This window comes from Staphylococcus sp. IVB6240 (assembly GCF_025558425.1).
Lineage (GTDB): Bacteria > Bacillota > Bacilli > Staphylococcales > Staphylococcaceae > Staphylococcus.
In genome coordinates, this window is the sequence record NZ_CP094718.1 from 729,559 (window position 1) to 751,166 (window position 21,608).

The following is a 21,608-nucleotide window of genomic DNA, read 5'->3' on the forward strand; positions in this document are numbered from 1 at the left end:
AAACGTGTCACATTCAAATTCAACCATTTTCATGTATAATAGAATCATTAGGAGTGAGGCATATGCATTTATACGATTATGCGAAACAGCTCGTGTTAGAAGCGGGTAATCATTTGAGAAAATGGATGAATGAATCAATAGATATTGAAACGAAGTCAAATCCCAATGACCTCGTGACAAATGTGGATAAAGCAGTAGAAACTTTTTTAGTAGATGAAATAAAAACCACTTATCCCAATCATCAAATTATTGGAGAAGAAGGTCACGGTCATGATGTGACAGATTTACAAGGGATTGTATGGGTGATTGATCCCATTGATGGTACATTAAACTTTGTTCATCAAAGTGAAAATTTTGCGATTTCAGTAGGAATTTTTAAAGATGGCGAGCCGTATGCCGGGTTTGTGTATGATGTCATGGCTGATACGTTATATCATGCAAAAGCAGGATTTGGCGCATATAAAAATGAACGTTTATTAGAACCGATTGTAGATACACAATTAGCACAAAGTGTTATTGGGATGAATCCAAACTGGTTAGCAGCTAAGAAGATTACGCCAGTGTTAGCACCTATTATTAGTGATTCAAGAACAGCGCGTGCATATGGTTCAGCAGCGTTAGAAATTGTTTATGTCGCAACAGGTCAATTAGCTGCATACATCACACCAAGATTACAACCTTGGGATTTTGCAGGTGGGATGATTATCTTACATGAAGTAGGTGGCGTTGTAACGAATTTCATGGGTGATCCACTAACGATTACAAACCCTGATTCTGTGATTGTTGGAAATAAAGGTGTCCATGATGTCATTCTTAAAAAATATATGCAACCACATCATGATTTCTTAGCACCATGGCATACAAATTATCGCAGTTAAAGATAAAAGAGAGGGATATGATACAAGCTCAGCATGTCATATCCCTCTCAAATATTTATGTGGTGCGTTGAAGATGTTATAACCAGTCATTCTCACGATATTTTTTCTTCAATGTAAAGCCATAACCAAATGTTACCATCATCAATGCGAATGTAATCACCATCCACAATACGCTGCCGGCAGCAATAGCAAAACTAAACATTGTTAAAAAGAAAACGGCAATAATTGCCAAAACTAGAAAAATAGTTTTAGATTTTTGCATTCTTAACCCCACCTCATACTTTCATCTGTGCATTTCTATGATATAATAAACAAGTTACAAAAGAAAGTGGCAATTTACTCATGAAAGGAATTACAGTATGACAAGTAGAAGAGAAGATGTACGCAACATTGCGATTATTGCTCACGTTGACCATGGTAAAACAACATTGGTCGATGAATTATTAAAACAATCAGGTATTTTCCGTGAGAACGAGCATGTTGAAGAACGTGCAATGGACTCAAATGACATTGAAAGAGAACGTGGTATTACGATTTTAGCGAAAAATACTGCGATCGATTATAAAGGGACACGAATTAATATTTTAGATACACCTGGTCACGCAGACTTTGGTGGTGAAGTAGAACGTATTATGAAAATGGTAGACGGGGTTGTTCTTGTTGTTGATGCTTACGAAGGTACAATGCCGCAAACACGTTTTGTATTGAAAAAAGCGTTAGAGCAAAACTTAAAACCGGTTGTTGTTGTCAATAAAATTGATAAACCATCAGCACGTCCTGAAGGGGTTGTTGATGAAGTATTAGATTTATTTATCGAGTTAGATGCGAATGATGAACAATTAGAATTCCCTGTTGTTTATGCTTCAGCAGTGAACGGTACAGCAAGTCTTGATTCAGATAAACAAGATGAAAACATGCAATGTTTATATGAAACAATTATGGATTACGTACCAGCACCAATTGATAACCGTGATGAGCCTTTACAATTCCAACCAGCATTATTAGACTATAACGATTACGTTGGACGTATTGGTATTGGTCGTGTATTCCGTGGAACAATTAAAGTAGGAGACAGTGTTTCATTATTGAAATTAGACGGATCTGTTAAAAACTTCCGTGTAACGAAAATTTTTGGTTTCTTTGGCTTAAAACGCGAAGAAATTCAAGAAGCTTACGCTGGTGATCTTATCGCTGTTTCAGGTATGGAAGATATTAACGTAGGTGAAACAATTACACCTCAAGACAAACAAGAAGCATTACCAGTTCTACGTATCGATGAACCAACATTAGAAATGACGTTCCGTGTAAATAACTCACCATTCGCAGGTCGCGAAGGTCAGTTCGTAACAGCACGTCAAATCCAAGAACGTTTAGATACACAATTGGAAACAGATGTATCTCTTAAAGTAACACCAACAGATTCACCGGATGCATGGACGGTTGCAGGTCGTGGTGAGTTACACTTATCTATCTTAATTGAAAACATGCGCCGTGAAGGTTTTGAATTACAAGTATCAAAACCACAAGTTATCTTAAAAGACATCGATGGTGAACTTCATGAACCATTCGAACGTGTTCAAGCAGAAGTTCCAGAAGAATATGCGGGAGCAATCATTGAATCACTTGGACAACGTAAAGGTGAAATGGTTGATATGGTTACAACAGATAATGGATTAACACGTTTAATCTTTAACGTACCTGCACGTGGTTTAATCGGTTATACAACTGAGTTTATGTCAATGACTCGTGGTTATGGTATTATCAACCATACATTTGATGAATTCCGTCCACGTATTAAAGGTCGTCTTGGTGGTCGACGTAACGGTGTGCTTGTATCGATGGACCAAGGTAGTGCGAGTGAATATGCGATTTTAGGTTTAGAAGATCGTGGTGTCAATTTTATGGAACCAGGTACAGAAGTGTATGAAGGTATGATCGTAGGACAAAACAACCGTGAAAATGACTTAACAGTAAACATCACAAAAATTAAGCATCAAACGAACGTTCGTTCAGCAACGAAAGATCAAACTGAAACAATGAAAAAACCACGTATTTTGTCACTTGAAGAAGCACTTGAATTTATTAATGATGATGAACTTGTCGAAGTAACACCTGAAAATGTTCGTTTAAGAAAGAAAATTTTAAACAAAGGTCAACGCGAAAAAGAAGCAAAACGTATCAAACAAATGATGGAAGATAACGCATAATCCTTAACATCTAATGAATCATTTTTAACATACATGAGACTTATTTCAATCGAGTTTGAGTTCAAAAACTTGATTTAGAAGTAAGTCTCATTTACTATATTTCATATTGTAGATAGATAATTAGGAGGATGTTTAGCATGAATGAAAAATTTGCACCAATGTTCCAACCATTGACTTTTCCGAATGGTCAGTCAATCAGCAATCGTTTTGTACTGGCACCGTTAACGCATACGATTTCAAACGAAGACGGTACAGTTTCTGATCGAGAAGTGGCATATATGTCGTCACGAACAAAAGGACTCGGTCTTGCGATTACAGCGGCAAGTTATACAAGTGTGGAAGGTCAAGCTTTCCCTGGACAACCTTCTATTTCAAAAGAAGCCGATTTAGATGGCTTACGCCGTGTGGCTGAGGCAATCAAAGAGAATGGTGCTAAAGCAATCGTTCAAATTCATCATGGTGGTGTCAAATCATTACCACAATATGTGCCGAACGGTGATGTAAAGGGACCAAGTGAGATTGAAACATATGGATGGGGTGAAAAAGAACCTCACAGTGCACGTGAAATGACAGGTGAAGAGATTCAACAAGCCATCAAAGACTTTGGTCGTGCCACGTCTCTTGCGATTAAAGCAGGCTTTGATGGTGTTGAAATTCACGGTGCAAACCATTATTTAATTCATCAATTTTTCTCACCGTATTATAATCGTCGACATGACATATGGGGAGAACCATTACGTTTCCCAGTAGCTGTTGTGGATGAAGTGTTACGTGTTGCGGAAGAAGAAGGGCCTGAAAACTTTATTGTTGGATATCGTTTCTTACCAGAAGAAGCAGAGACACCAGGTATCACTATGGAACGTACAAAATGTTTAGTAGATACATTAATTGAAAAACCACTGGATTACTTACATGTTTCTTTAGGTGACATTCATTCATTAACAAGAGAAGGTGAATATGCAGGCGAAAAACGTATCTCACTGTTACTTGATTGGATTGATGGTCGTATGCCATTAATTGGTGTGGGCTCAATTTTTAATGGAGAAGATGTTCTTGCTGCACAAGAAACAGGTGCGCCTTTGATTGCGATCGGACGTGGCTTGTTATTTGATCCTGAGCTTGTAGAAAAAATTGCAGCAGGTCGAGAAGATGAAATTATTGACTACTTTGATGCTGAAAGAGAAGATAAACATTCACTGCCAGATGAGTTATGGAACTCATTCAAAACAGAACATTATTCATCACCTAAGAAAAATGATAGATAGAGAAAAAGTCATGATGCAAACTTACGCATCATGACTTTTTTCGTTAGACATCGCATGAGAAGGACGTTGTCTTGGTGTGTCTAAACGACTTTTACATTCGTCACACATAAATGTGCGAATGGGATTGTTTTTTAGACGTTTCGATAACAAAGTACTTTCATCAAGGAGCACTTCGGTATCACAGATGACACAAGTGACTTTTCGCATCTGCTATAACACCTCAATATGTGTAACGTGTTGGAATTTATATTGGTAACCTTCATCTTGTGTGTAAATGAAGCTATCTACACCGTCATCTTCATATAGACGTTTGCCGTCTTTAGCAAATTGGAAGAATAAGTATGGTAATAATGAAAATGGGATATCAATATGATCCGTTGCATTTGATAAACGAATAGTTGTAGCTGAATCATGTGGTTCTGCATTTTTGAAAAATGGTGTCATATTAATTGCAAAAGACCCCTTTAAGACAGCACGCTTTTTATATTCGATTTCTGAGTTAAGTGTTGGTGGGTTTGTTTGACCTTCAAGGATAGCTCTATTCCATTCACGATTGTCTTCAAACTTAATTGGCTTTTCGCCTTCAAAAACACCTTTTTCTAAATCTTCAATTGTTACTTTACGGTCATCAAATATCCAAGTTGTACTATCCAGTGTAATTGGAAATTTAACAGCACCTTTGATTTGAATCATAGATTATGCACTCCCTTGTTTTGAATAGTTCTATTTTAACATATATGAAACGTGTGGGCTTTGGAATTTACTTGCTTTTTACTATGGGATGAGATAGAATTTTTACATGAAGATAAATCAATAGGGGGAGTCTGTCATGAGCAAGCAACACGATTATAGAACTGCTGCATATGACCAATTGAACCAAGATGCAGAACGCATTTTACAATTAATCAAAGTTCAAATAGATAATTTAACAATGCCACAGTGTCCGTTATACGAAGAAGTATTGGATACACAGATGTATGGTTTACAGAAGGAAGTTAACTTTGCTGTGAATCTTGGCTTAGTTGATCAAGAAGATGGGAAGGCGTTAATGTTACGTCTTGAGAAAGAGTTATCAAAATTACACGAAGCATTTTTACGCGTATAACACCGATTGGGACAATACTATCATTTAACTTAAATGACGATTGTCCCATTGTCATGTTATCAGCAATAAATGTAACGAATTGGATGTTATAAATCAATGAACCGAATCAATCAATTTTTTCGATATATTTTGAGATCCTCTAAATATATCGATTTTCCATTATTACTTACTTATCTTGCGCTATGTCTCATTGGACTGACGATGGTATACAGTGCAAGTATGGTACCTGCAACGCGTGGAACATTAACGGGTGGGGTACCAGTTTCAGGTACATATTTTTACATGCGACAGTTGGTATATGTCATTGTTGGATTTACGATCGTTTTCTTTATGGCGTATATCATGGATGTACGTATTATTAAAAATCGAAATGTTCAACTCGGTATGATGGGTGTTCTATTGCTGTTATTATTTGCAACACTTGTTTTGGGTAGTGAAATCAATGGTTCTAAGAGTTGGTTGAACTTAGGGTTTATGAACTTACAGGCTTCTGAGTTACTGAAGATCGGTATTATTCTCTATGTGCCGTATATCATTGATCGAAAAAAAATCCAAATACAAAGAACACCACGCGTCATTACTGGGCCGATTATTTTTGTAGGATTTATCATTAGCTTGGTATTATTACAAAAAGATATTGGACAAACATTGTTAATTGGTGCCATTTTCTTCTGTATTATTGTTTACTCTGGAATTGGCATTAAAAATTTACTTAAGATTATGATGTATGCTGTTTTAGGACTCATCACGGTATTAGTGATTATTATCATTTTCCGTATAAACGTGTTACCTGCCTATTTAACAGCACGTTTTAGTGCATTAGAAAATCCATTCAATTACGAATCAGGGATTGGTTATCATTTGGCCAACTCATTATTGGCTATTGGGAATGGTGGCTTCTTTGGACGAGGACTAGGTAATAGTGTCATGAAGTTAGGGTACTTGCCTGAGCCGCATACAGACTTTATCTTCGCAGTAATTTGTGAAGAGTTAGGCTTTATTGGTGCGCTTATCATATTAATCCTTATTTATTCTATTGTGTATCGTGCACTGACAATGGCTGCAAAAACGAATTCATATTTTTATAAACTTGTCTGCGTCGGAATTGCAAGCTATATTGGTATTCAAGCATTTGTTAACTTAGGAGGCATATCAGGTTTGATTCCGTTAACAGGTGTGCCACTACCATTCATTAGTTTTGGCGGTTCTTCTATGATGAGTTTAAGCTTGGCGATGGGGCTATTGTTACTTATCGGTAAACAAATCAAATATGAAGAAGCCAGACAACGATATTATGAAAAACAACAAAGATAAATATAAACCAAAAAGGGTGTCACAAAGTAACGAGTACTTTGTGGCATCTTTTTTGATTAGTGAAATATCCTCAGAAATGTGCCTATAAAACAGTCCGTTAGAATAGATAATAAAATTTTGACAATAAGGAAATGGCGTTTTAAAATAAGGGTGTTGATTATTTAATATTATTAATAGAGATAACTAATTCTTATCATTAGAATAATCATTCCTTATCAACAAGTTAATGAACGTAACATGCACACTTGGCATACACATCAAATAGGGGGCTGATACTATGCAACGTATCAAAAAGATTTTAGTCGCAAACCGTGGTGAAATTGCAATTCGTATTTTTAGAGCCGCAACAGAGCTCGGTATTCAAACAGTAGCAATCTATTCTAAGGAAGATATGAGGGCTTTACATCGTTATAAAGCAGATGAAGCGTATTTATTAGGCGAAGACCTTGGACCTGCTGAATCTTATTTAAACATCGAACGCATTATCCAAATCGCTAAAGAAGCAAATGTGGATGCCATTCATCCAGGTTATGGCTTCTTAAGTGAAAATATGCAATTTGCAAAACGTTGTGCAGAAGAAGGGATTATTTTTGTAGGCCCTGAGCTTGAACATCTTGATATGTTTGGTGACAAGGTGAAAGCACGTGCGACAGCGATTAAAGCAAATTTACCTGTTATTCCAGGGACAGACGGCCCAGTCGCAAATTTGGAAGAGGCAGAAGCATTTGCTGAAACAGCAGGTTATCCATTAATGATCAAAGCCACAAGTGGTGGTGGCGGTAAAGGGATGCGTATCGTTCGAGATGCATCGGAATTATCAGAGTCATTCACACGTGCGAAATCTGAAGCAGAAAAGTCATTCGGTAGTAGTGAAGTTTACATAGAGAAATTTATTGATGAACCAAAGCATATTGAAGTTCAAATTATCGGGGACAAAGCAGGCAACATCATTCATTTATATGAGCGTGATTGTTCTGTTCAACGTCGTCATCAAAAGGTAGTTGAAGTGGCACCATCTGTGAGTTTATCTGAATCGCTGCGTGAAGAAATTTGTCAGGCAGCAGTAGATCTTATGACACAAATTCAGTATGTCAATGCAGGAACAGTTGAATTTTTGGTATCAGGTGATTCATATTATTTCATTGAAGTAAACCCACGTATTCAAGTAGAACACACTATTACAGAAATGATTACAGGTGTAGATATTGTTAAAACACAATTATTGATTGCAGATGGTGAAGCATTACATGGCGAACGTATCGCGTTACCACAACAAGCAGACATTCAATCAATGGGATATGCGATTCAATGTCGTATTACAACAGAAGACCCAACGCAAGACTTTATGCCTGATACAGGGCGCATTGTTGCATATCGTTCAAGTGGTGGTTTTGGTGTACGTCTGGATGCAGGAGATGCGTTCCAAGGTGCTGAAATATCACCATTTTATGACTCATTACTTGTAAAGATTTCAACACATGCGATTAGTTATAAAGAAGCACGTGAAAAAATGGCACGATCACTTCAGGAAATGCGAATTCGTGGTGTGAAAACAAATATTCCATTTTTATATAATGTGATTCAACATGAACAATTCGCATCTGGGGACTATACAACGAAGTTTCTTGAACAAGCACCTGAATTATTTGTAATCCAACCATCAAGAGACCGTGGTACGAAAACACTAGAATATATCGGTAATGTCACAATCAATGGTTTTCCAAGCGTTGAAAAACGTCCAAAACCACATTTTGAACCTGCAGAAATTCCTAAAGTGAATACACAAGAGATTGCGCAGTTGCGTGGTACCAAACAGTTATTAGATGAAGAAGGTCCGGATGCAGTAGCAGAATGGGTAAAAGCACAAGAGGAAGTGCTGATTACAGATACCACTTTCCGAGATGCTCACCAATCATTGTTAGCAACCCGAGTACGTTCACATGATTTACTACAAATCGCTCCTGAAACAGCACATGTCATGCAGGATAACTTCTCATTAGAATTATGGGGTGGTGCGACATTTGATGTGGCGTACAACTTCTTAAAAGAAAATCCATGGGATCGTCTCGCACACTTAAGAAAGGTGATACCAAATGTGTTATTCCAAATGCTTTTACGTGCTTCTAATGCAGTAGGCTATAAAAACTATCCAGATAATGTGATTCAAAAGTTCGTAGCAGAAAGTGCAAAAGCAGGTGTAGACGTCTTTAGAATTTTCGACTCGCTTAACTGGGTAGAACAAATGAAAGTTGCCAATGAAGCGGTGCAACAAGCAGGAAAAATTTCTGAAGGAACGATTTGTTATACTGGAGATATTTTAGATACAACACGTTCAAATGTCTATACTTTAGAATACTATGTTGACTTAGCGAAAACATTAGAACGTGAAGGTTTCCATATGTTAGCCATTAAAGATATGGCCGGCTTATTAAAACCACGTGCGGCATATGAGTTAATTGGTGAATTGAAAGCAGCTGTGGACTTACCAATCCATTTACACACGCATGATACTAGTGGTAATGGAATATTAACGTATAACCAAGCGATTAATGCAGGAGTGGATGTCATTGATACAGCCGTTGCAGCGATGTCAGGTTTAACAAGTCAGCCAAGTAGCAACTCACTATACTATGCGATGAGTGGTTTCTCACGTGATATTCGTATGGATATTGAAGGACATGAACGTTTATCACACTATTGGGATGCAATCAGACCATATTATGAAGACTTTGAAAGTGATATGAAATCACCACACACAGAAATCTATAAACATGAGATGCCAGGTGGTCAATATTCAAACTTACGTCAACAAGCCAAAAGTCTCGGATTAGGAGAACGTTTTGGTGAAGTCAAAGATATGTATCGACGTGTTAACTTATTATTTGGGGATATCGTTAAAGTAACACCGTCATCCAAGGTAGTTGGGGATATGGCATTGTATATGGTACAGAACGAGTTGGATGAAGAACAAGTGCTATCTGAAGGCCATAAATTAGATTTCCCAGATTCAGTGGTTTCTTTCTTTAAGGGAGAAATAGGTCAGCCAGTAAATGGTTTCAACAAACAGTTACAAGAAGTTATTTTAAAAGGACAACCAGCCCTTACAGACCGTCCAGGAGAATATTTAGCACCTGTTGATTTTGATGCATTAAAAGAAGAACTGCAAGAAAAACAACAGCGTGAAGTAACAGAACAAGATGTGGTCAGTTATGCATTGTATCCAAAAGTGTACGAACAGTATATCCAAACATTCGAACGTTTCGGAGATGTATCACTTCTAGATACGCCAACTTTCTTCTTTGGTATGCGCGATAATGAAACGATTAAGATTGAAATAGATAAAGGGAAAGTATTAGTCATTACGTTGCAAACAATCACACAACCAGATGATAACGGTATGCGCACAGTCTTCTTTGAAATGAATGGACAAGCACGACGTATTCAAATTAAAGATGAGAATATTCAAGCTGTGCATATGGCCAAACCGAAAGCAGATAAGAGTAATCCAACACATATTGGCGCGCAAATGCCTGGTACAGTTATCGATGTCAAAGTATCAGAAAATGAAGCGGTTGAAGCAGGACAATCACTTATTGTGACAGAAGCCATGAAGATGGAAACAACGGTTCAAGCACCATTTAAAGGAATAGTGAAAGCGATTCATGTACAAAGTAATGATGGTATTGAAACAGGAGATTTATTAATAGAAGTAGAAAAAATGGAATCATAAAGAAAAGAAAAACGCTTGTCATCCCGGAGGTGACAAGCGTTTTATGAATGATTATTGTTCGCCACGATTTGATCTTAGAATGAGTAAGATGAAGTAACTGATCAGGCCGAAAAGTAATGTGATAAACAACGCATGTAATAATGCGATAATCAGATTAACTTCCGTAATAATTGATAAAGCACCTGTTGTGACTTGTAAAATAATCAAAATAAAGCTAGCAGTATAACCATAGTGAATCGTACGGTTATCTGAATAATTTTTAACAGCGTGAATATATGTTAATAAAATAATTGTAAAAGCAAGTGTTGCCATAATACGGTGTGCGAGTTGCACCCAGTCGTGGACACCATGTGGTACGAGATCACCAAATGGTAAAGGCCAAGCGCCATATGCAAGACTTGATTCAGTATGACGAACAAGTGCACCTGTATAAATTGTAACGTACACAACAGCTGTCATAATAAATGTATAAATTTGTAATGGCTTTTTGATGTGTACAATATTTGCTTCGTATTTTTGATCAAGATCGAAAATAATGAGCGTGAGCACAAAGACAGATGCAAAACTAATTAATGAGATACCAAAATGTAATGCTAATACATAATCATTTTGTTGCCACATAACAGCTGCAGCACCTACTAAGGCTTGAATTAATAGGAAACCAACACTAATCTTACAAAGAGGTTTTACTTCACGGATATGTCCAATATTTTTCCATGCAGTGATGACAAGCCACGTTACAATTAAAAGTGATAAACCAGAAACAGCTCTATGACTCAATTCGATAATTGTTTCAATAGGTAAGTTTTCAGGAAGTAAGGCACCGTGACATAATGGCCAGTCTGATCCACAACCATCTTCAGAACCTGTTTTTGTAACGAGTGCGCCACCCAGTTGCACCCACATCATCATGAGTGTTGCTAAAACGGATAACCACTTAAGGTTGCGCTTTTTAAACAATGCTAAACACCTCGATATATAATATTTTTCCTGAGCAGCTGTCGGTCGCATTGCTGTATGAAAATAGTAAACTGCCCTCTATGGAATTCTTCTATATTATAGCAAAAAGAACTCTGATAATCTGTACTAATTTAGTCATGATTACCGAATGTCGATAAAGTGTCACAAAAATTTCGGAATAAAGCTAGTCAATTATAGGACTTTCATATATCATTGGTATATATGACAAAAAAGGGGGGTAAATCAATGTCGAAATCAGAAGTAGTTCCGGAAACTACTGGACGTATTTCATATAAAGAGCTTAAAGCAATCATTAAGTTAGGTCTTGTACAAGGAAACCTGATTCCCGCTTTTGCAGGTGGTTGGCTTGCTATCGTGATGACAAATAAATCATTTTTATCTTCTATGCCAGAATTGATTGTGATGATGCTAGGTTCGACACTTGTTATGGGTGGTGCGTGTGCCATTAACAACTATTATGACCAAGATATAGATCAGTTAATGCCAAGTAAACAAAATCGCCCGACAGTGAATGACCGTATTTCAGATCGTAATCTTATCATATTAAGTATGGGGATGATGATCTTAGGTGAGTTGCTCTTATTTATGATTAATGTCCCAGCTGGCGTCATTGGTTTAGCTGGTATTGTTGGATATGTTTCATTTTATTCAATATGGTCTAAGCGACATACGACTTGGAATACCGTTGTAGGTAGTTTTCCAGGTGCAGTTCCACCACTCATTGGCTGGGTAGCGATAGATGGTCAATTAAGTGTGATGGCTTTAGCATTATTTGCTGTCGTATTTGCATGGCAACCAATTCACTTTTATGCACTTGCAATCAAACGCAGTGATGAGTACAGCTTAGCAAATATTCCTATGTTACCATCCGTAAAAGGTTTTAATAGAACGCGTATCGGCATGTTCTTATGGCTGTTTGCGCTATTACCACTACCATTTGTGATGCAAGAACTTGGTACGACATTTATTGTGTTAGCGACAATACTTAACCTAGGATGGATTGGGTTAGGATTAACAAGTTTTAAAGCTACAACAGATGAATCTAAATGGGCAACAAAAATGTTTATTTATTCATTGAACTATCTTGTAGTATTTTTTGCACTTGTCGTAGTGATATCTTTAATTAAATGGATTTAGAAGACAAATAAGCGAGGATGAGAAGATGAGCTTACCTATTTTACCTACCATTAGTACAACATGTATAGTAATCAGTGCAGTGCTTGTAGCAATTGGTTGGCGTCTCATTTGGAAACGTCAAATCGAGCAGCATAAAAAAGTCATGCTGTGGGCAGCAATATTCGCCGTATTATTCTTTGCAATATACGCAAGTCGTACGATCTTTATTGGAAATACCGCTTTTGGTGGACCAGATTCTATGCGTATCTACTACACAATTTTCTTGGTATTCCATATTATACTAGCAACAATAGGTGCTGTATTTGGCATCATTCAGATCTTCACAGGTCTTAAAGACAAGTATGACGTACACCGTAAAACAGGACCTGTTGCATCTATCATTTGGTTTTTCACTGCCATTACAGGTGTAGCTGTCTATTTATTACTATATGTTCTCTATCCTGGTGGAGAAACAACATCATTAATTAAAGCGACATTTGGTTTTTAAGAAGATGATTATAAAACTGACTGACATTCATAAGAAATGTCAGTCAGTTTTTTTGAAATAAGAAAGATTTAAATTTAAGAATATGACAGATAAAAAATTAAGTAAAATCTTGATGACTGCTGGTAGAATAATCATTCATAATTTGATACGCTAAAGCTATGAATTTGTACGTTTAGTGTCAAGAGAGAGAGGCGATAACATGTTAAAAACAGAACGATTCCATGCAATCATGTCCCTATTAGAAAGAAGTGGAACGGTTAAGGTAAGCGAGATCATGGAAAAGCTTTCCGTATCTGATATGACAGTGCGACGTGATTTAGATGAGTTAGAAAAACAAGGACTGTTGGAACGTGTACATGGTGGTGCGAGATTAAAAAATTTATATCGCCAAGTTGAACTTTCCCATGATGAAAAACAAATTATGTATAAGGAAGAAAAGCAACGAATTGTTGAAAAAGCGAATGAACTCATTCATGATGGAGACACCATTTTTCTCGGACCAGGCACCACATTAGAAATGCTTGCAAAAGTGATTAGCGGTAACTCTTTACGCATTGTGACGAATTGTTTACCTATCTTCCAGGAGTTACAAAAAAATCACCAAGATAACCATAAAATATATTTATTAGGTGGGGAATTCCGAGAAACAACACAATGTTTTATTGGAGAGATTACGAACAAATCATTAGAGGATATGAATTTTCATAAGGCATTTTTAAGTTGCAACGCCTTGAGCGAACAAAAAATTATGACATCTACATTTGAAGAAGGACAAACACAGAAATTGGCACTAGATAACTCAGTAGAACGTTATTTATTAATTGATCATTCAAAGGTGGGTAAGAAGGACTTTTCTGTTTTTTATCATCTTCAAGATATCACAGCAGTTATTATCGATGATGATGAACAAAAGCATTATGAAAAAGTGGAAACAGAAGAAAAATATATTGTATAAAATTTTTAGAGTTACTGAAAATTTTATTTTGAATAGGCTTTTGAGACACCATTTGTTGGTCCTCAAAAGCCTAAATTTATGATGATACTTCAATTTTGGAAAAGGTGAAACAGCAATGGAAATGACTGTTTCACCTTAATAATTGTTATTCTGCTTTTGAGTATTCAGCGTTACGTTTTTTCATTTCATATGCGTACCATACAAAAATAAGTAGGTAAGCTGCTAATGCGAGTGCGGCATATAATACGAAAGTCAATTCACCTTGTGTCATATGACCAACAAGATAGCCTAAGAATTTTTCGATTGGTCCTTCCATTGTTGTGTGAGAGATCATGACAGATTCATTTAAACCAGAAGGGAATGCACCAACTGCTTTGGCTGTTTTCGTAACGAATGGTGCAATCAATGTGCCTGACCATAAGAAAAGTGGTAATTCCACGGCACCGATAACAATCATACGAATCAATTTGCCACGAGTCACAACTAATAATGCTGGTGTCACACCCATGGCAATAATACCACCAAGAGGTAATAGTTTATTACCTGGTAAGAAGATTGCTTCTAGTAACATAATAGGTGCTAATACATTGGCAGTTGCCCAAATTTCAGCGCGACCAGCGATGAAAGGCCAGTCTAAACCGATATTAATGGCACGGCCTTTAAGACGTTTGTTCGCAAAGTCAGTGATCCCTTGTGATAAAGGTTCAACAGCAGCGATAAACCATGAACCAATGAGTGAGAAGAGTTCTAAACAGACTGCCGCTGTAAATGCTAGTGTGAAGATTTCAGTAGGAGTTTGTCCAGCCAGTAAGCCTACAAATACACCTAAGTAGATACCGATTGCAAATTTTGAACCCCAGAAACCGATTTTGCTGTTCAATTTTGCAGCATCAAAATCATATTTGTCTAACCAAGGGAATACTTTGTCAAAAATTTTATCGAACACCATAATGATTGGGTTCATCATAAAGTTCATATGTGTTGTCGTCATAGGGTTTGTTGCAGGTACATTTAATAAGTCATTAAATGTCGGTTTCATTAAATCTGAATTCCAAATTTTTAATACACCAATAAAAAGTACTAATAATGTCGCAGTTAATAAGTTTGCACCACAGAAAATCGCAAATAACCCAACAATGGCTAAGTGCCAGATGTTAAAAATATCAACATCAAGTGTATCTGTTTTTTTCAATGCGAGCATTGCTATGTTTAAGACTACCATCACTAAAAGGAAATATAATGTATAAGGTGATCCCCATGTAATTGTTGCCAAAGGTGCCCAACCAACGTCTGTAATGTTTAATGAAATCCCAGTTCTTTCAACAAATGCTGTCATGGCTTCTGAAAATGCAGTTGTTAAAATACCGATAATCGCACCGATCCCTGTTAAAGCAATCCCAAGCTTAATCCCACCTTCAAGTGCTCGGGCAGGTTTAACTTTAAAAAATAATGCAATGATCGTCAGCACAATGGTCATTAATGGTGCTGCTCCCAAGTTAATAAGTGGGTTAAATAGACTATTTGCAATATCAATAATTGTATTCATTTTTACATCCCTTCTTTCGCTACCCCGTTTGTCAGTGTTCGAGGAGCAGAATTTTCGGCAGAATGTCGCAATTCGATAAAATTAAAAAGCAATTTTACTCATTGCTCTAATTCTGCTCAAATTCTAAGCACGCCTCTCACAATCTCGTTATTTATCCAATGACATAATGACATCTTCCATTTGTTGATAAACCGGTTCTGCCATAGCAGGAATACGATAAAGAATTGCACCTGCATCCACTACTGGAATATTCACGTCAAATCCAAGATCTGTATTCGCAATCTGTGCAAAAATATCATATCGAGATAACATCTCTTCATTGACATCCTTAATCATTACCGCATCACAAACAACTTGATAGCCACGATTTTTTAATTCTGTTTCCAATGCACTTTTGATTTGGTGACTTGAATTTACCCCCGCACCACAAGCAGCTAAAATTTTAATCATAATAAATCCTCTCCTTAAATAAACTATGATGTCATCTGTTTTTATACAGAATCTTCAATAGTAAAGTGTTTTTCTAAAAATTGATAAATCGTTTGCGTATTCTCTGAATCAAAAAATGTATTTAATGCCTCTTTATCTGTTGAGTTAATAAAATCCATAATCTGTGCCAACATCCCTGCTTGTGCTTCTCCATTTTCATTTAAAATCATAAACAAAAATGTCACTGTCAAAGTTGCATCAGGTGCAATCATATTATGGAATGTTAGGGGATGTTTTAACTTAATTGGAATAATACGTGACGTTTTCACATAAGTACTTTCCGTATGCGGGATTGCGATATTAGGTAACTCATGAGAAACGGGTGAAAGATCTAATCCAGTCGGATAGTTTTTTTCACGCTCCAAAATATTTGGTAAAAAAGCTTCAGTGACCAAATTTTTCTGTAACAAATCCTCATATACTTCTTCAAAAACTCCTGCTTGTGACTTTTTGTCAGAAATATACACGGTATCTTCAAAAAATAAGGTATTCAAACAGAACAACTCCTTTCTAAAGTTTAATTGTGTTTGCTTTCTTGTTTGCACTTTTAGGTTAACCGTTTACATAGTGACTGTCAACACAAAAACAAAAGTAATCAAACATAATATGTTGATAAATGTTCGATTATGATTTATTATATGTGTGTAACAAGGTTGGGTATTTTGAAATGTGATAAAAGTGATATTTATTGATGATTCAAGTCATTTTAACTATGAAAAGTATCCCAAATTTAACGGTATATATTTTAGAATATTATGTTTTGATGGCGATTTATACGACTTATTATTGTTTGTTTTTGTAAAACGAACAAAATAAAACGAATATCACTTTGCTTTTTAAAAATATCTACCTATAGGAGGACAAGTCTACATTTTAAAAATGTTCTCATTTAAACAAATACATTCAGGAGGCGTTGGTAATGCGTGTAGTAATTGGTTCAGATCATGATGGATTGAAGTTGAAGAATGCAATCAAAGAATATTTAACAGCACAAAATTTTACAGTTGTAGATAAAACCGAATCAGCAGCAGTCGACTTTGTTGAATCAACTTTAGTAATTGTAAATGACTTAAAAGAAAACAAAGATAGTTTGGGAATTGCGATTGATACATATGGTGTAGGTAGCTTTATTACAGCAACAAAAGTAAAGGGCATGATTGCGGCGGAAGTGTCTGATGAACGTTCTGCTTATATGACTAGAGAGCATAATGATGCGCGTTTAATCACACTTGGATCAGAAATTGTTGGAGAGCAACTTGCGTTAAACATTGTTAAAGAATTTTTAGCGGCAAATTATGATGGCGGACGTCATCAAATTCGTGTCGATATGTTGAATAAAATGGCTTAATAATCAATTTGAGAAAGGATGAATGAAATGAAAATTGCAATTGGTTGTGACCACATTGTAACAGATACAAAAATGGCAGTGTCAGATTTCTTAAAAGCAAAAGGTTATGAAGTGTTAGACGTTGGGACATATGACTTCACACGTACACACTATCCTATTTTCGGTAAAAAAGTGGGGGGAGCCGTGACAAGTGGTGAAGCAGATTTAGGTGTATGCATATGTGGAACTGGTGTCGGTATTAATAATGCAGTAAATAAAGTGCCGGGTGTACGCAGTGCATTAGTTCGCGACATGACTTCAGCTGTTTATGCGAAAGAAGCTTTAAATGCGAATGTTATTGGATTTGGTGGGTGTGTGACAGGTGAATTTTTAATCTGTGACATTATTGAGGCGTTCATTAAAGCAGAATATCAAGAAACTGAAGAAAACAAAAAGCTAATTGCCAAAATTGCACGTGTAGAAGCGGCGAGTGATGAACAAAATGATCCACACTTCTTTGATGAATTTATAGAGAAGTGGGAGCGCGGTGAATATCACGACTAAGTAGGTGAGAAGATGATTTTAACGATTACAATGAATCCTTCTATCGATATGGCATACTCGCTTAAAAATCTCCAACTCGACACGGTGAATCGCGTGACGGATGTACGCAAAACAGCGGGTGGTAAAGGTCTGAATGTGACGAGAGTACTCCATCAATTTGGTGCGGATGTCCTAGCGAGTGGATTAATGGGTGGTGTGTTAGGTGAAGCGATCACCAAAGATTTGGCAGCGCATCAAATTAACCACGATTTCTTACCCATCAGTGGTGAAACGCGTAATTGTATCGCAATTTTACATGAAAATGGGCAGCAGACGGAAATTTTAGAAAGTGGTCCCTTGATTAAAGACAGTGAGGCGCAATCTTTTCTTGTGCATCTTAAAAAGTTAGCTGAACAAGCAGATTTAATTGCGATTTCAGGTAGTTTACCTAAAGGAATGCCAACAGACTTTTATCAACAAATGTTAACAGTCTGTCAGGAAACGCCGGTTGTATTGGATTGTAGTGGTGAAGCTTTAGAAAAGGTTTTAAAACATGATGTTAAGCCATATTTGATTAAGCCAAATAACACTGAATTATCAGGTCTGTTGGGTCGTACAATTCATGCTGAAACTGATGAGCTAAAAGAAGCGTTAGCTGATCCACTGTTCAAAGGCGTGGCATGGATTGTTGTGTCACTTGGTGCAGATGGCGCGTTAGCGAAACATGGAGACACTTATTATCGAGTGACAATTCCTAAAATTCAAGTAGTGAATCCAGTGGGGTCTGGTGATGCGACAGTCGCTGGAATGGCTGCAGCAATAGAAAAAAATGAATCTGATGAACATATCCTAAAGCAAGGCAATGTTCTTGGGATGTTAAATGCACAAGAAGAGATAACAGGATTCGTAGACATGACGAATTATCAAAAATTATATGACCAAATTATCGTTGAAAAGGTATAAAAAGGAGTCGTAAAATAATGGGAAAAAGTGAAGAAAAGACGCAATATTTAAAGCAGTTATGCAATGATAAAGGAATTATCGGTGCTTTAGCCATTGATCAACGTGGTGCGTTAAAGAAAATGATTAGCAAAGTAAAGGGCACAGAAGCGGATGAAGATGAGATTGTGAAATTTAAACAATCGTTTCTTCAGAATTAACGAAATATGCATCTTCTATTCTGTTAGATCCAGAATATGGTTTGCCAGCAGCAGAAGATAGAGCGGAAAATACAGGTTTACTCTTAGCATATGAAAAAACAGGTTATGATGCCTCGACGCCTGGACGTTTACCAGATTTACTATCTGTGTGGTCTGTTAAAAGATTGAAAGAAGCGGGTGCAGATGCATGTAAGTTTTTACTTTACTATGATGTAGATGAGCCTGATGAAATCAATCATCAAAAACAAGCATTTGTCGAACGTATTGGGTCTGAATGTCATGCGGAAAATCTGCCATTTTTCTTAGAACTCGTATCATATGATGCAGAAATTGCTGATGCGACTTCTAAAGAATATGCAGAGAAGAAACCACATAAGGTCAACACAATGATGAAAGAATTTTCTGACTCACGCTATGGTGTCAATGTCTTAAAAGTAGAAGTGCCTGTAAATATGAATTATGTTGAAGGCTATTCAGAAAATGAACATGTGTATACAAAAGAAGAAGCAATTAACTACTTTAAAGAACAATCTGATGCGACAGATTTACCGTTTATCTTTTTAAGTGCGGGTGTGAAGGCATCATTATTCCAGGAGACATTAAGATTTGCTAAAGAAGCAGGCTCAACATTTAATGGTGTATTGTGCGGTCGTGCGACATGGGCTGATGGCGTAGAGCGTTATGTTTCAGAAGGAGAATCTGCAGCTGTAGCTTGGATGAATGAACAAGGGCGTCAAAATATTGAAGCATTAAATCGTGTGCTCGAACAAACCGCAACACCTGTTGAACTTCATTAATTTAAAAGTCGACTGAACATGGCAAACTCCATTTCAGTCGGCTATTTTTTGTTCTTTTAATTATTTTAATGAAATGTAAGTGAGAGTGGTTTATCTTTACTATACAAATAAGATAGAATAGATATTATATGGAATTTTGTGTAAAGGAGTGTGCTATGAAACGATATTTGATTAAAATAATAGGTGTCTTCATATTAATTGGATTTTTAGTTTATTTATTTTATGCACCACGTTTAGAATTTGATGTGCTAGAAAACCCAAATCACAATGAAGAACGCCGATATGAAAAGGCAAAACAACCTGCACAATCAACAACAGCAGAAAATCCAAAGTTAGAAAAAGGCTTAGGATTGCTAGTTGGTGAATCCATGACACAAGTGACCAAAAAGTATGGTCAAGCAGATCGTGTTTATCATTATTTACAAGGATACCAAACATATGTATTTAAGCGAGATAAAGCATATATGTTGATTACGACGAAAGATAACGAGGTTAAATCTGCTTATGTAACGGGTAAAACAACAGAATCAGAAAGTGGTCCTATTAAAATTGGAGAAGATGCCACAAACCTTTACAACAACTATTCTTTAAATACAGAACCACAATTTGATATTGGCGATAAGCATTATCACTTCGAACTATCTGATAAAGATGTGAAAACACAGGCGTTAATTCAATTTAATGATATCTTTGCGCAAGTTTTTATTGATCAGCAAAGCAACAAAATCATGGGCGTGCGCTATTTAGATAAGCAAGCATTAGTGGACATGAATCCGTATTCTAGTAATGAAATGGATGATAGCTTTACAATGTCACATGAACGTTCTGACAAGCGAAATCCGGATCAAAATGCCAACCAGCTGCTGACACTCTATGAATTGACCAATGAAATGCGTGAGTTGCATCATCGAGATCACTTAGAGGTGAATAGTACGCTTGAGAATGTTGCAACTGTTAATCTTTTTCAATCTGTTGATGATAGCTCTGCAGAATTTACCGAAAATAACTTAATGAGCTTAATTAATGAGACGCCGTTGAGTTATCAGTCTATCTCACAAAATGTAGGGTATAATTTTAGCGATGTACCCACACTGGTTAATAGTTGGATGAATTCAGATGCACACCGTTCAAGGTTGTTGAGTGGAAAGTATGATGAAATGGGTGGTAAAATAGACGACAATTACTTTTTACTAATCTTTTTAGAGCGAGGGGCAGATCAAGATGATGTTTGATGAGGCTTTTGTTGATGTGTTGGATGAGACAGATGCGTTAGCAAGTATGATACGTCAATCAGATGTTTTTCAAAACTATCGCAAAGCTAAGATGAATCTCGATCAAGATGATGTGGCTAAGTCATACTATCAAGCATTTATGAAAGAGAAAGAACGCTATGAAGAAGTTCAAAGATTTGGGCGTTATCATCCGGATTATCAAGAAGTGATGCTTGCGACACGACGTCAAAAACGTGCATATGAAACGCATAAGACAGTTGTCGCTTTTAAGCAAAGCGAGCATGATTTGCAATTGTTATTGGATGAAGTCGTGACTATTTTAGCATCAAGTGTATCTGAACATGTGAAAGTGGATGCTGGTACGCCATTGTTTCATCAATCCAGCTGTGGATGTGGATCAGGTGGCGGTTGTCAATGTCACGCATAATATAGGAAAAGGAGCAGTCGCTTGACTG

The 21,608-nt window shown here is 36.7% G+C and carries 21 protein-coding genes and 1 pseudogene; 15 read left to right on the forward strand and 7 right to left on the reverse strand.

The window, feature by feature from the left end; translation table 11 throughout:
- Positions 1–62 precede the first annotated feature (62 nt).
- Positions 63–878 carry an inositol monophosphatase family protein gene (locus tag MUA88_RS03590; protein ID WP_262605777.1) on the forward strand — a complete coding sequence of 272 codons (816 nt, stop codon included), beginning with the start codon at positions 63–65 and terminating at the stop codon, positions 876–878.
- A gap of 76 nt (positions 879–954) precedes the next feature.
- Here MUA88_RS03590 and MUA88_RS03595 read toward each other — a convergent pair whose 3' ends face one another.
- Complete coding sequence (locus MUA88_RS03595; RefSeq protein WP_262604765.1) at positions 955–1,140, reverse strand: DUF5325 family protein; 186 nt, start codon at positions 1,138–1,140, stop codon at positions 955–957.
- 97 nt (positions 1,141–1,237) lie between these two features.
- Between MUA88_RS03595 and typA the strand changes: the two genes are divergently transcribed.
- Positions 1,238–3,085: a translational GTPase TypA gene (gene typA / locus MUA88_RS03600; RefSeq protein ID WP_262604766.1), complete on the forward strand. Its 1,848-nt coding sequence runs from the start codon at positions 1,238–1,240 to the stop codon at positions 3,083–3,085.
- Positions 3,086–3,222: 137 nt separating this feature from the next.
- Positions 3,223–4,350, forward strand: a complete 1,128-nt coding sequence (locus MUA88_RS03605; protein WP_262604767.1) for an NADH-dependent flavin oxidoreductase — start codon at positions 3,223–3,225, stop codon at positions 4,348–4,350.
- Between the two features lie 21 nt (positions 4,351–4,371).
- On the opposite strand, the gene MUA88_RS03610 is transcribed toward MUA88_RS03605, so the two are convergent.
- Positions 4,372–4,557, reverse strand: coding sequence for a DUF2197 domain-containing protein (locus tag MUA88_RS03610; RefSeq protein WP_262604768.1), 186 nt, complete (start codon positions 4,555–4,557; stop codon positions 4,372–4,374).
- 3 nt (positions 4,558–4,560) lie between these two features.
- Positions 4,561–5,043: a hypothetical protein gene (locus MUA88_RS03615; protein WP_262604769.1), complete on the reverse strand. Its 483-nt coding sequence runs from the start codon at positions 5,041–5,043 to the stop codon at positions 4,561–4,563.
- 136 nt (positions 5,044–5,179) lie between these two features.
- Between MUA88_RS03615 and MUA88_RS03620 the strand changes: the two genes are divergently transcribed.
- The 3 genes from MUA88_RS03620 to MUA88_RS03630 all read left to right on the forward strand — a co-directional run bounded on the left by MUA88_RS03620 (position 5,180) and on the right by MUA88_RS03630 (position 10,499).
- Positions 5,180–5,455 (forward strand): Fpa/YlaN family protein, encoded by a 276-nt coding sequence (locus MUA88_RS03620; protein WP_262604770.1) that lies wholly within the window; start codon positions 5,180–5,182, stop codon positions 5,453–5,455.
- Positions 5,456–5,551: 96 nt separating this feature from the next.
- Positions 5,552–6,769 (forward strand): cell division peptidoglycan polymerase FtsW, encoded by a 1,218-nt coding sequence (ftsW, locus tag MUA88_RS03625; protein ID WP_262604771.1) that lies wholly within the window; start codon positions 5,552–5,554, stop codon positions 6,767–6,769.
- Positions 6,770–7,046: 277 nt separating this feature from the next.
- Entirely contained in the window at positions 7,047–10,499 is a 3,453-nt protein-coding gene (locus MUA88_RS03630; RefSeq protein WP_262604772.1) for a pyruvate carboxylase, read from the forward strand.
- Positions 10,500–10,550: 51 nt separating this feature from the next.
- Here the strand turns inward: MUA88_RS03630 and MUA88_RS03635 are convergent, their stop codons facing one another.
- Positions 10,551–11,459 carry a COX15/CtaA family protein gene (locus tag MUA88_RS03635; RefSeq protein ID WP_262604773.1) on the reverse strand — a complete coding sequence of 303 codons (909 nt, stop codon included), beginning with the start codon at positions 11,457–11,459 and terminating at the stop codon, positions 10,551–10,553.
- A 246-nt stretch (positions 11,460–11,705) separates the two neighbouring features.
- Between MUA88_RS03635 and cyoE the strand changes: the two genes are divergently transcribed.
- From cyoE to MUA88_RS03650, 3 genes are all read left to right on the forward strand, one after another.
- Positions 11,706–12,617 (forward strand): heme o synthase, encoded by a 912-nt coding sequence (gene cyoE / locus MUA88_RS03640; RefSeq protein WP_262604774.1) that lies wholly within the window; start codon positions 11,706–11,708, stop codon positions 12,615–12,617.
- 25 nt (positions 12,618–12,642) lie between these two features.
- Entirely contained in the window at positions 12,643–13,104 is a 462-nt protein-coding gene (locus tag MUA88_RS03645) for a DUF420 domain-containing protein (protein ID WP_262604775.1), read from the forward strand.
- 199 nt (positions 13,105–13,303) lie between these two features.
- The gene (locus MUA88_RS03650; protein ID WP_262604776.1) at positions 13,304–14,059 is read left to right on the forward strand and encodes a DeoR/GlpR family DNA-binding transcription regulator; all 756 of its coding nucleotides are present in this window, start codon (positions 13,304–13,306) and stop codon (positions 14,057–14,059) included.
- A gap of 145 nt (positions 14,060–14,204) precedes the next feature.
- Here MUA88_RS03650 and MUA88_RS03655 read toward each other — a convergent pair whose 3' ends face one another.
- The 3 genes from MUA88_RS03655 to MUA88_RS03665 form a co-directional block, all read right to left on the reverse strand.
- Positions 14,205–15,605 (reverse strand): PTS galactitol transporter subunit IIC, encoded by a 1,401-nt coding sequence (locus MUA88_RS03655; RefSeq protein ID WP_262605778.1) that lies wholly within the window; start codon positions 15,603–15,605, stop codon positions 14,205–14,207.
- Between the two features lie 147 nt (positions 15,606–15,752).
- Positions 15,753–16,055 (reverse strand): PTS sugar transporter subunit IIB, encoded by a 303-nt coding sequence (locus MUA88_RS03660; protein WP_262604778.1) that lies wholly within the window; start codon positions 16,053–16,055, stop codon positions 15,753–15,755.
- A gap of 41 nt (positions 16,056–16,096) precedes the next feature.
- Complete coding sequence (locus MUA88_RS03665; protein ID WP_262604779.1) at positions 16,097–16,588, reverse strand: PTS sugar transporter subunit IIA; 492 nt, start codon at positions 16,586–16,588, stop codon at positions 16,097–16,099.
- A gap of 425 nt (positions 16,589–17,013) precedes the next feature.
- Between MUA88_RS03665 and lacA the strand changes: the two genes are divergently transcribed.
- From lacA to MUA88_RS03695, 6 genes and pseudogenes are all read left to right on the forward strand, one after another.
- Positions 17,014–17,442 (forward strand): galactose-6-phosphate isomerase subunit LacA, encoded by a 429-nt coding sequence (gene lacA, locus MUA88_RS03670; RefSeq protein WP_262605779.1) that lies wholly within the window; start codon positions 17,014–17,016, stop codon positions 17,440–17,442.
- 27 nt (positions 17,443–17,469) lie between these two features.
- Positions 17,470–17,985 carry a galactose-6-phosphate isomerase subunit LacB gene (gene lacB / locus MUA88_RS03675; protein ID WP_262605780.1) on the forward strand — a complete coding sequence of 172 codons (516 nt, stop codon included), beginning with the start codon at positions 17,470–17,472 and terminating at the stop codon, positions 17,983–17,985.
- 12 nt (positions 17,986–17,997) lie between these two features.
- On the forward strand, positions 17,998–18,927 hold the full coding sequence (lacC, locus tag MUA88_RS03680) for a tagatose-6-phosphate kinase (protein ID WP_262605781.1): 930 nt from the start codon (positions 17,998–18,000) through the stop codon (positions 18,925–18,927).
- Positions 18,928–18,941: 14 nt separating this feature from the next.
- A pseudogene (gene lacD, locus MUA88_RS03685) lies at positions 18,942–19,921 on the forward strand (tagatose-bisphosphate aldolase).
- A gap of 155 nt (positions 19,922–20,076) precedes the next feature.
- The gene (locus MUA88_RS03690; protein WP_262604783.1) at positions 20,077–21,153 is read left to right on the forward strand and encodes a CAP-associated domain-containing protein; all 1,077 of its coding nucleotides are present in this window, start codon (positions 20,077–20,079) and stop codon (positions 21,151–21,153) included.
- Positions 21,146–21,580 carry a YlbF/YmcA family competence regulator gene (locus MUA88_RS03695; protein ID WP_262605106.1) on the forward strand — a complete coding sequence of 145 codons (435 nt, stop codon included), beginning with the start codon at positions 21,146–21,148 and terminating at the stop codon, positions 21,578–21,580. The genes MUA88_RS03690 and MUA88_RS03695 overlap by 8 nt, the downstream gene beginning before the upstream one ends.
- The last annotated feature ends 28 nt before the right edge of the window (positions 21,581–21,608 follow it).

Coding starts and splice junctions, on each gene's coding strand:
- lacC (WP_262605781.1), top strand. CDS start 17,998: ATGATTTTAACGATTACAATGAATCCTTCTATCGATATGGCATACTCG.
- MUA88_RS03605 (WP_262604767.1), top strand. CDS start 3,223: ATGAATGAAAAATTTGCACCAATGTTCCAACCATTGACTTTTCCGAAT.
- MUA88_RS03610 (WP_262604768.1), bottom strand. CDS start 4,557: ATGCGAAAAGTCACTTGTGTCATCTGTGATACCGAAGTGCTCCTTGAT.
- MUA88_RS03595 (WP_262604765.1), bottom strand. CDS start 1,140: ATGCAAAAATCTAAAACTATTTTTCTAGTTTTGGCAATTATTGCCGTT.
- MUA88_RS03615 (WP_262604769.1), bottom strand. CDS start 5,043: ATGATTCAAATCAAAGGTGCTGTTAAATTTCCAATTACACTGGATAGT.
- MUA88_RS03660 (WP_262604778.1), bottom strand. CDS start 16,055: ATGATTAAAATTTTAGCTGCTTGTGGTGCGGGGGTAAATTCAAGTCAC.
- typA (WP_262604766.1), top strand. CDS start 1,238: ATGACAAGTAGAAGAGAAGATGTACGCAACATTGCGATTATTGCTCAC.
- MUA88_RS03630 (WP_262604772.1), top strand. CDS start 7,047: ATGCAACGTATCAAAAAGATTTTAGTCGCAAACCGTGGTGAAATTGCA.
- MUA88_RS03620 (WP_262604770.1), top strand. CDS start 5,180: ATGAGCAAGCAACACGATTATAGAACTGCTGCATATGACCAATTGAAC.
- ftsW (WP_262604771.1), top strand. CDS start 5,552: ATGAACCGAATCAATCAATTTTTTCGATATATTTTGAGATCCTCTAAA.
- cyoE (WP_262604774.1), top strand. CDS start 11,706: ATGTCGAAATCAGAAGTAGTTCCGGAAACTACTGGACGTATTTCATAT.
- MUA88_RS03655 (WP_262605778.1), bottom strand. CDS start 15,605: ATGAATACAATTATTGATATTGCAAATAGTCTATTTAACCCACTTATT.
- MUA88_RS03695 (WP_262605106.1), top strand. CDS start 21,146: ATGTTTGATGAGGCTTTTGTTGATGTGTTGGATGAGACAGATGCGTTA.
- lacA (WP_262605779.1), top strand. CDS start 17,014: ATGCGTGTAGTAATTGGTTCAGATCATGATGGATTGAAGTTGAAGAAT.
- MUA88_RS03690 (WP_262604783.1), top strand. CDS start 20,077: ATGAAACGATATTTGATTAAAATAATAGGTGTCTTCATATTAATTGGA.
- lacB (WP_262605780.1), top strand. CDS start 17,470: ATGAAAATTGCAATTGGTTGTGACCACATTGTAACAGATACAAAAATG.
- MUA88_RS03590 (WP_262605777.1), top strand. CDS start 63: ATGCATTTATACGATTATGCGAAACAGCTCGTGTTAGAAGCGGGTAAT.
- MUA88_RS03650 (WP_262604776.1), top strand. CDS start 13,304: ATGTTAAAAACAGAACGATTCCATGCAATCATGTCCCTATTAGAAAGA.
- MUA88_RS03645 (WP_262604775.1), top strand. CDS start 12,643: ATGAGCTTACCTATTTTACCTACCATTAGTACAACATGTATAGTAATC.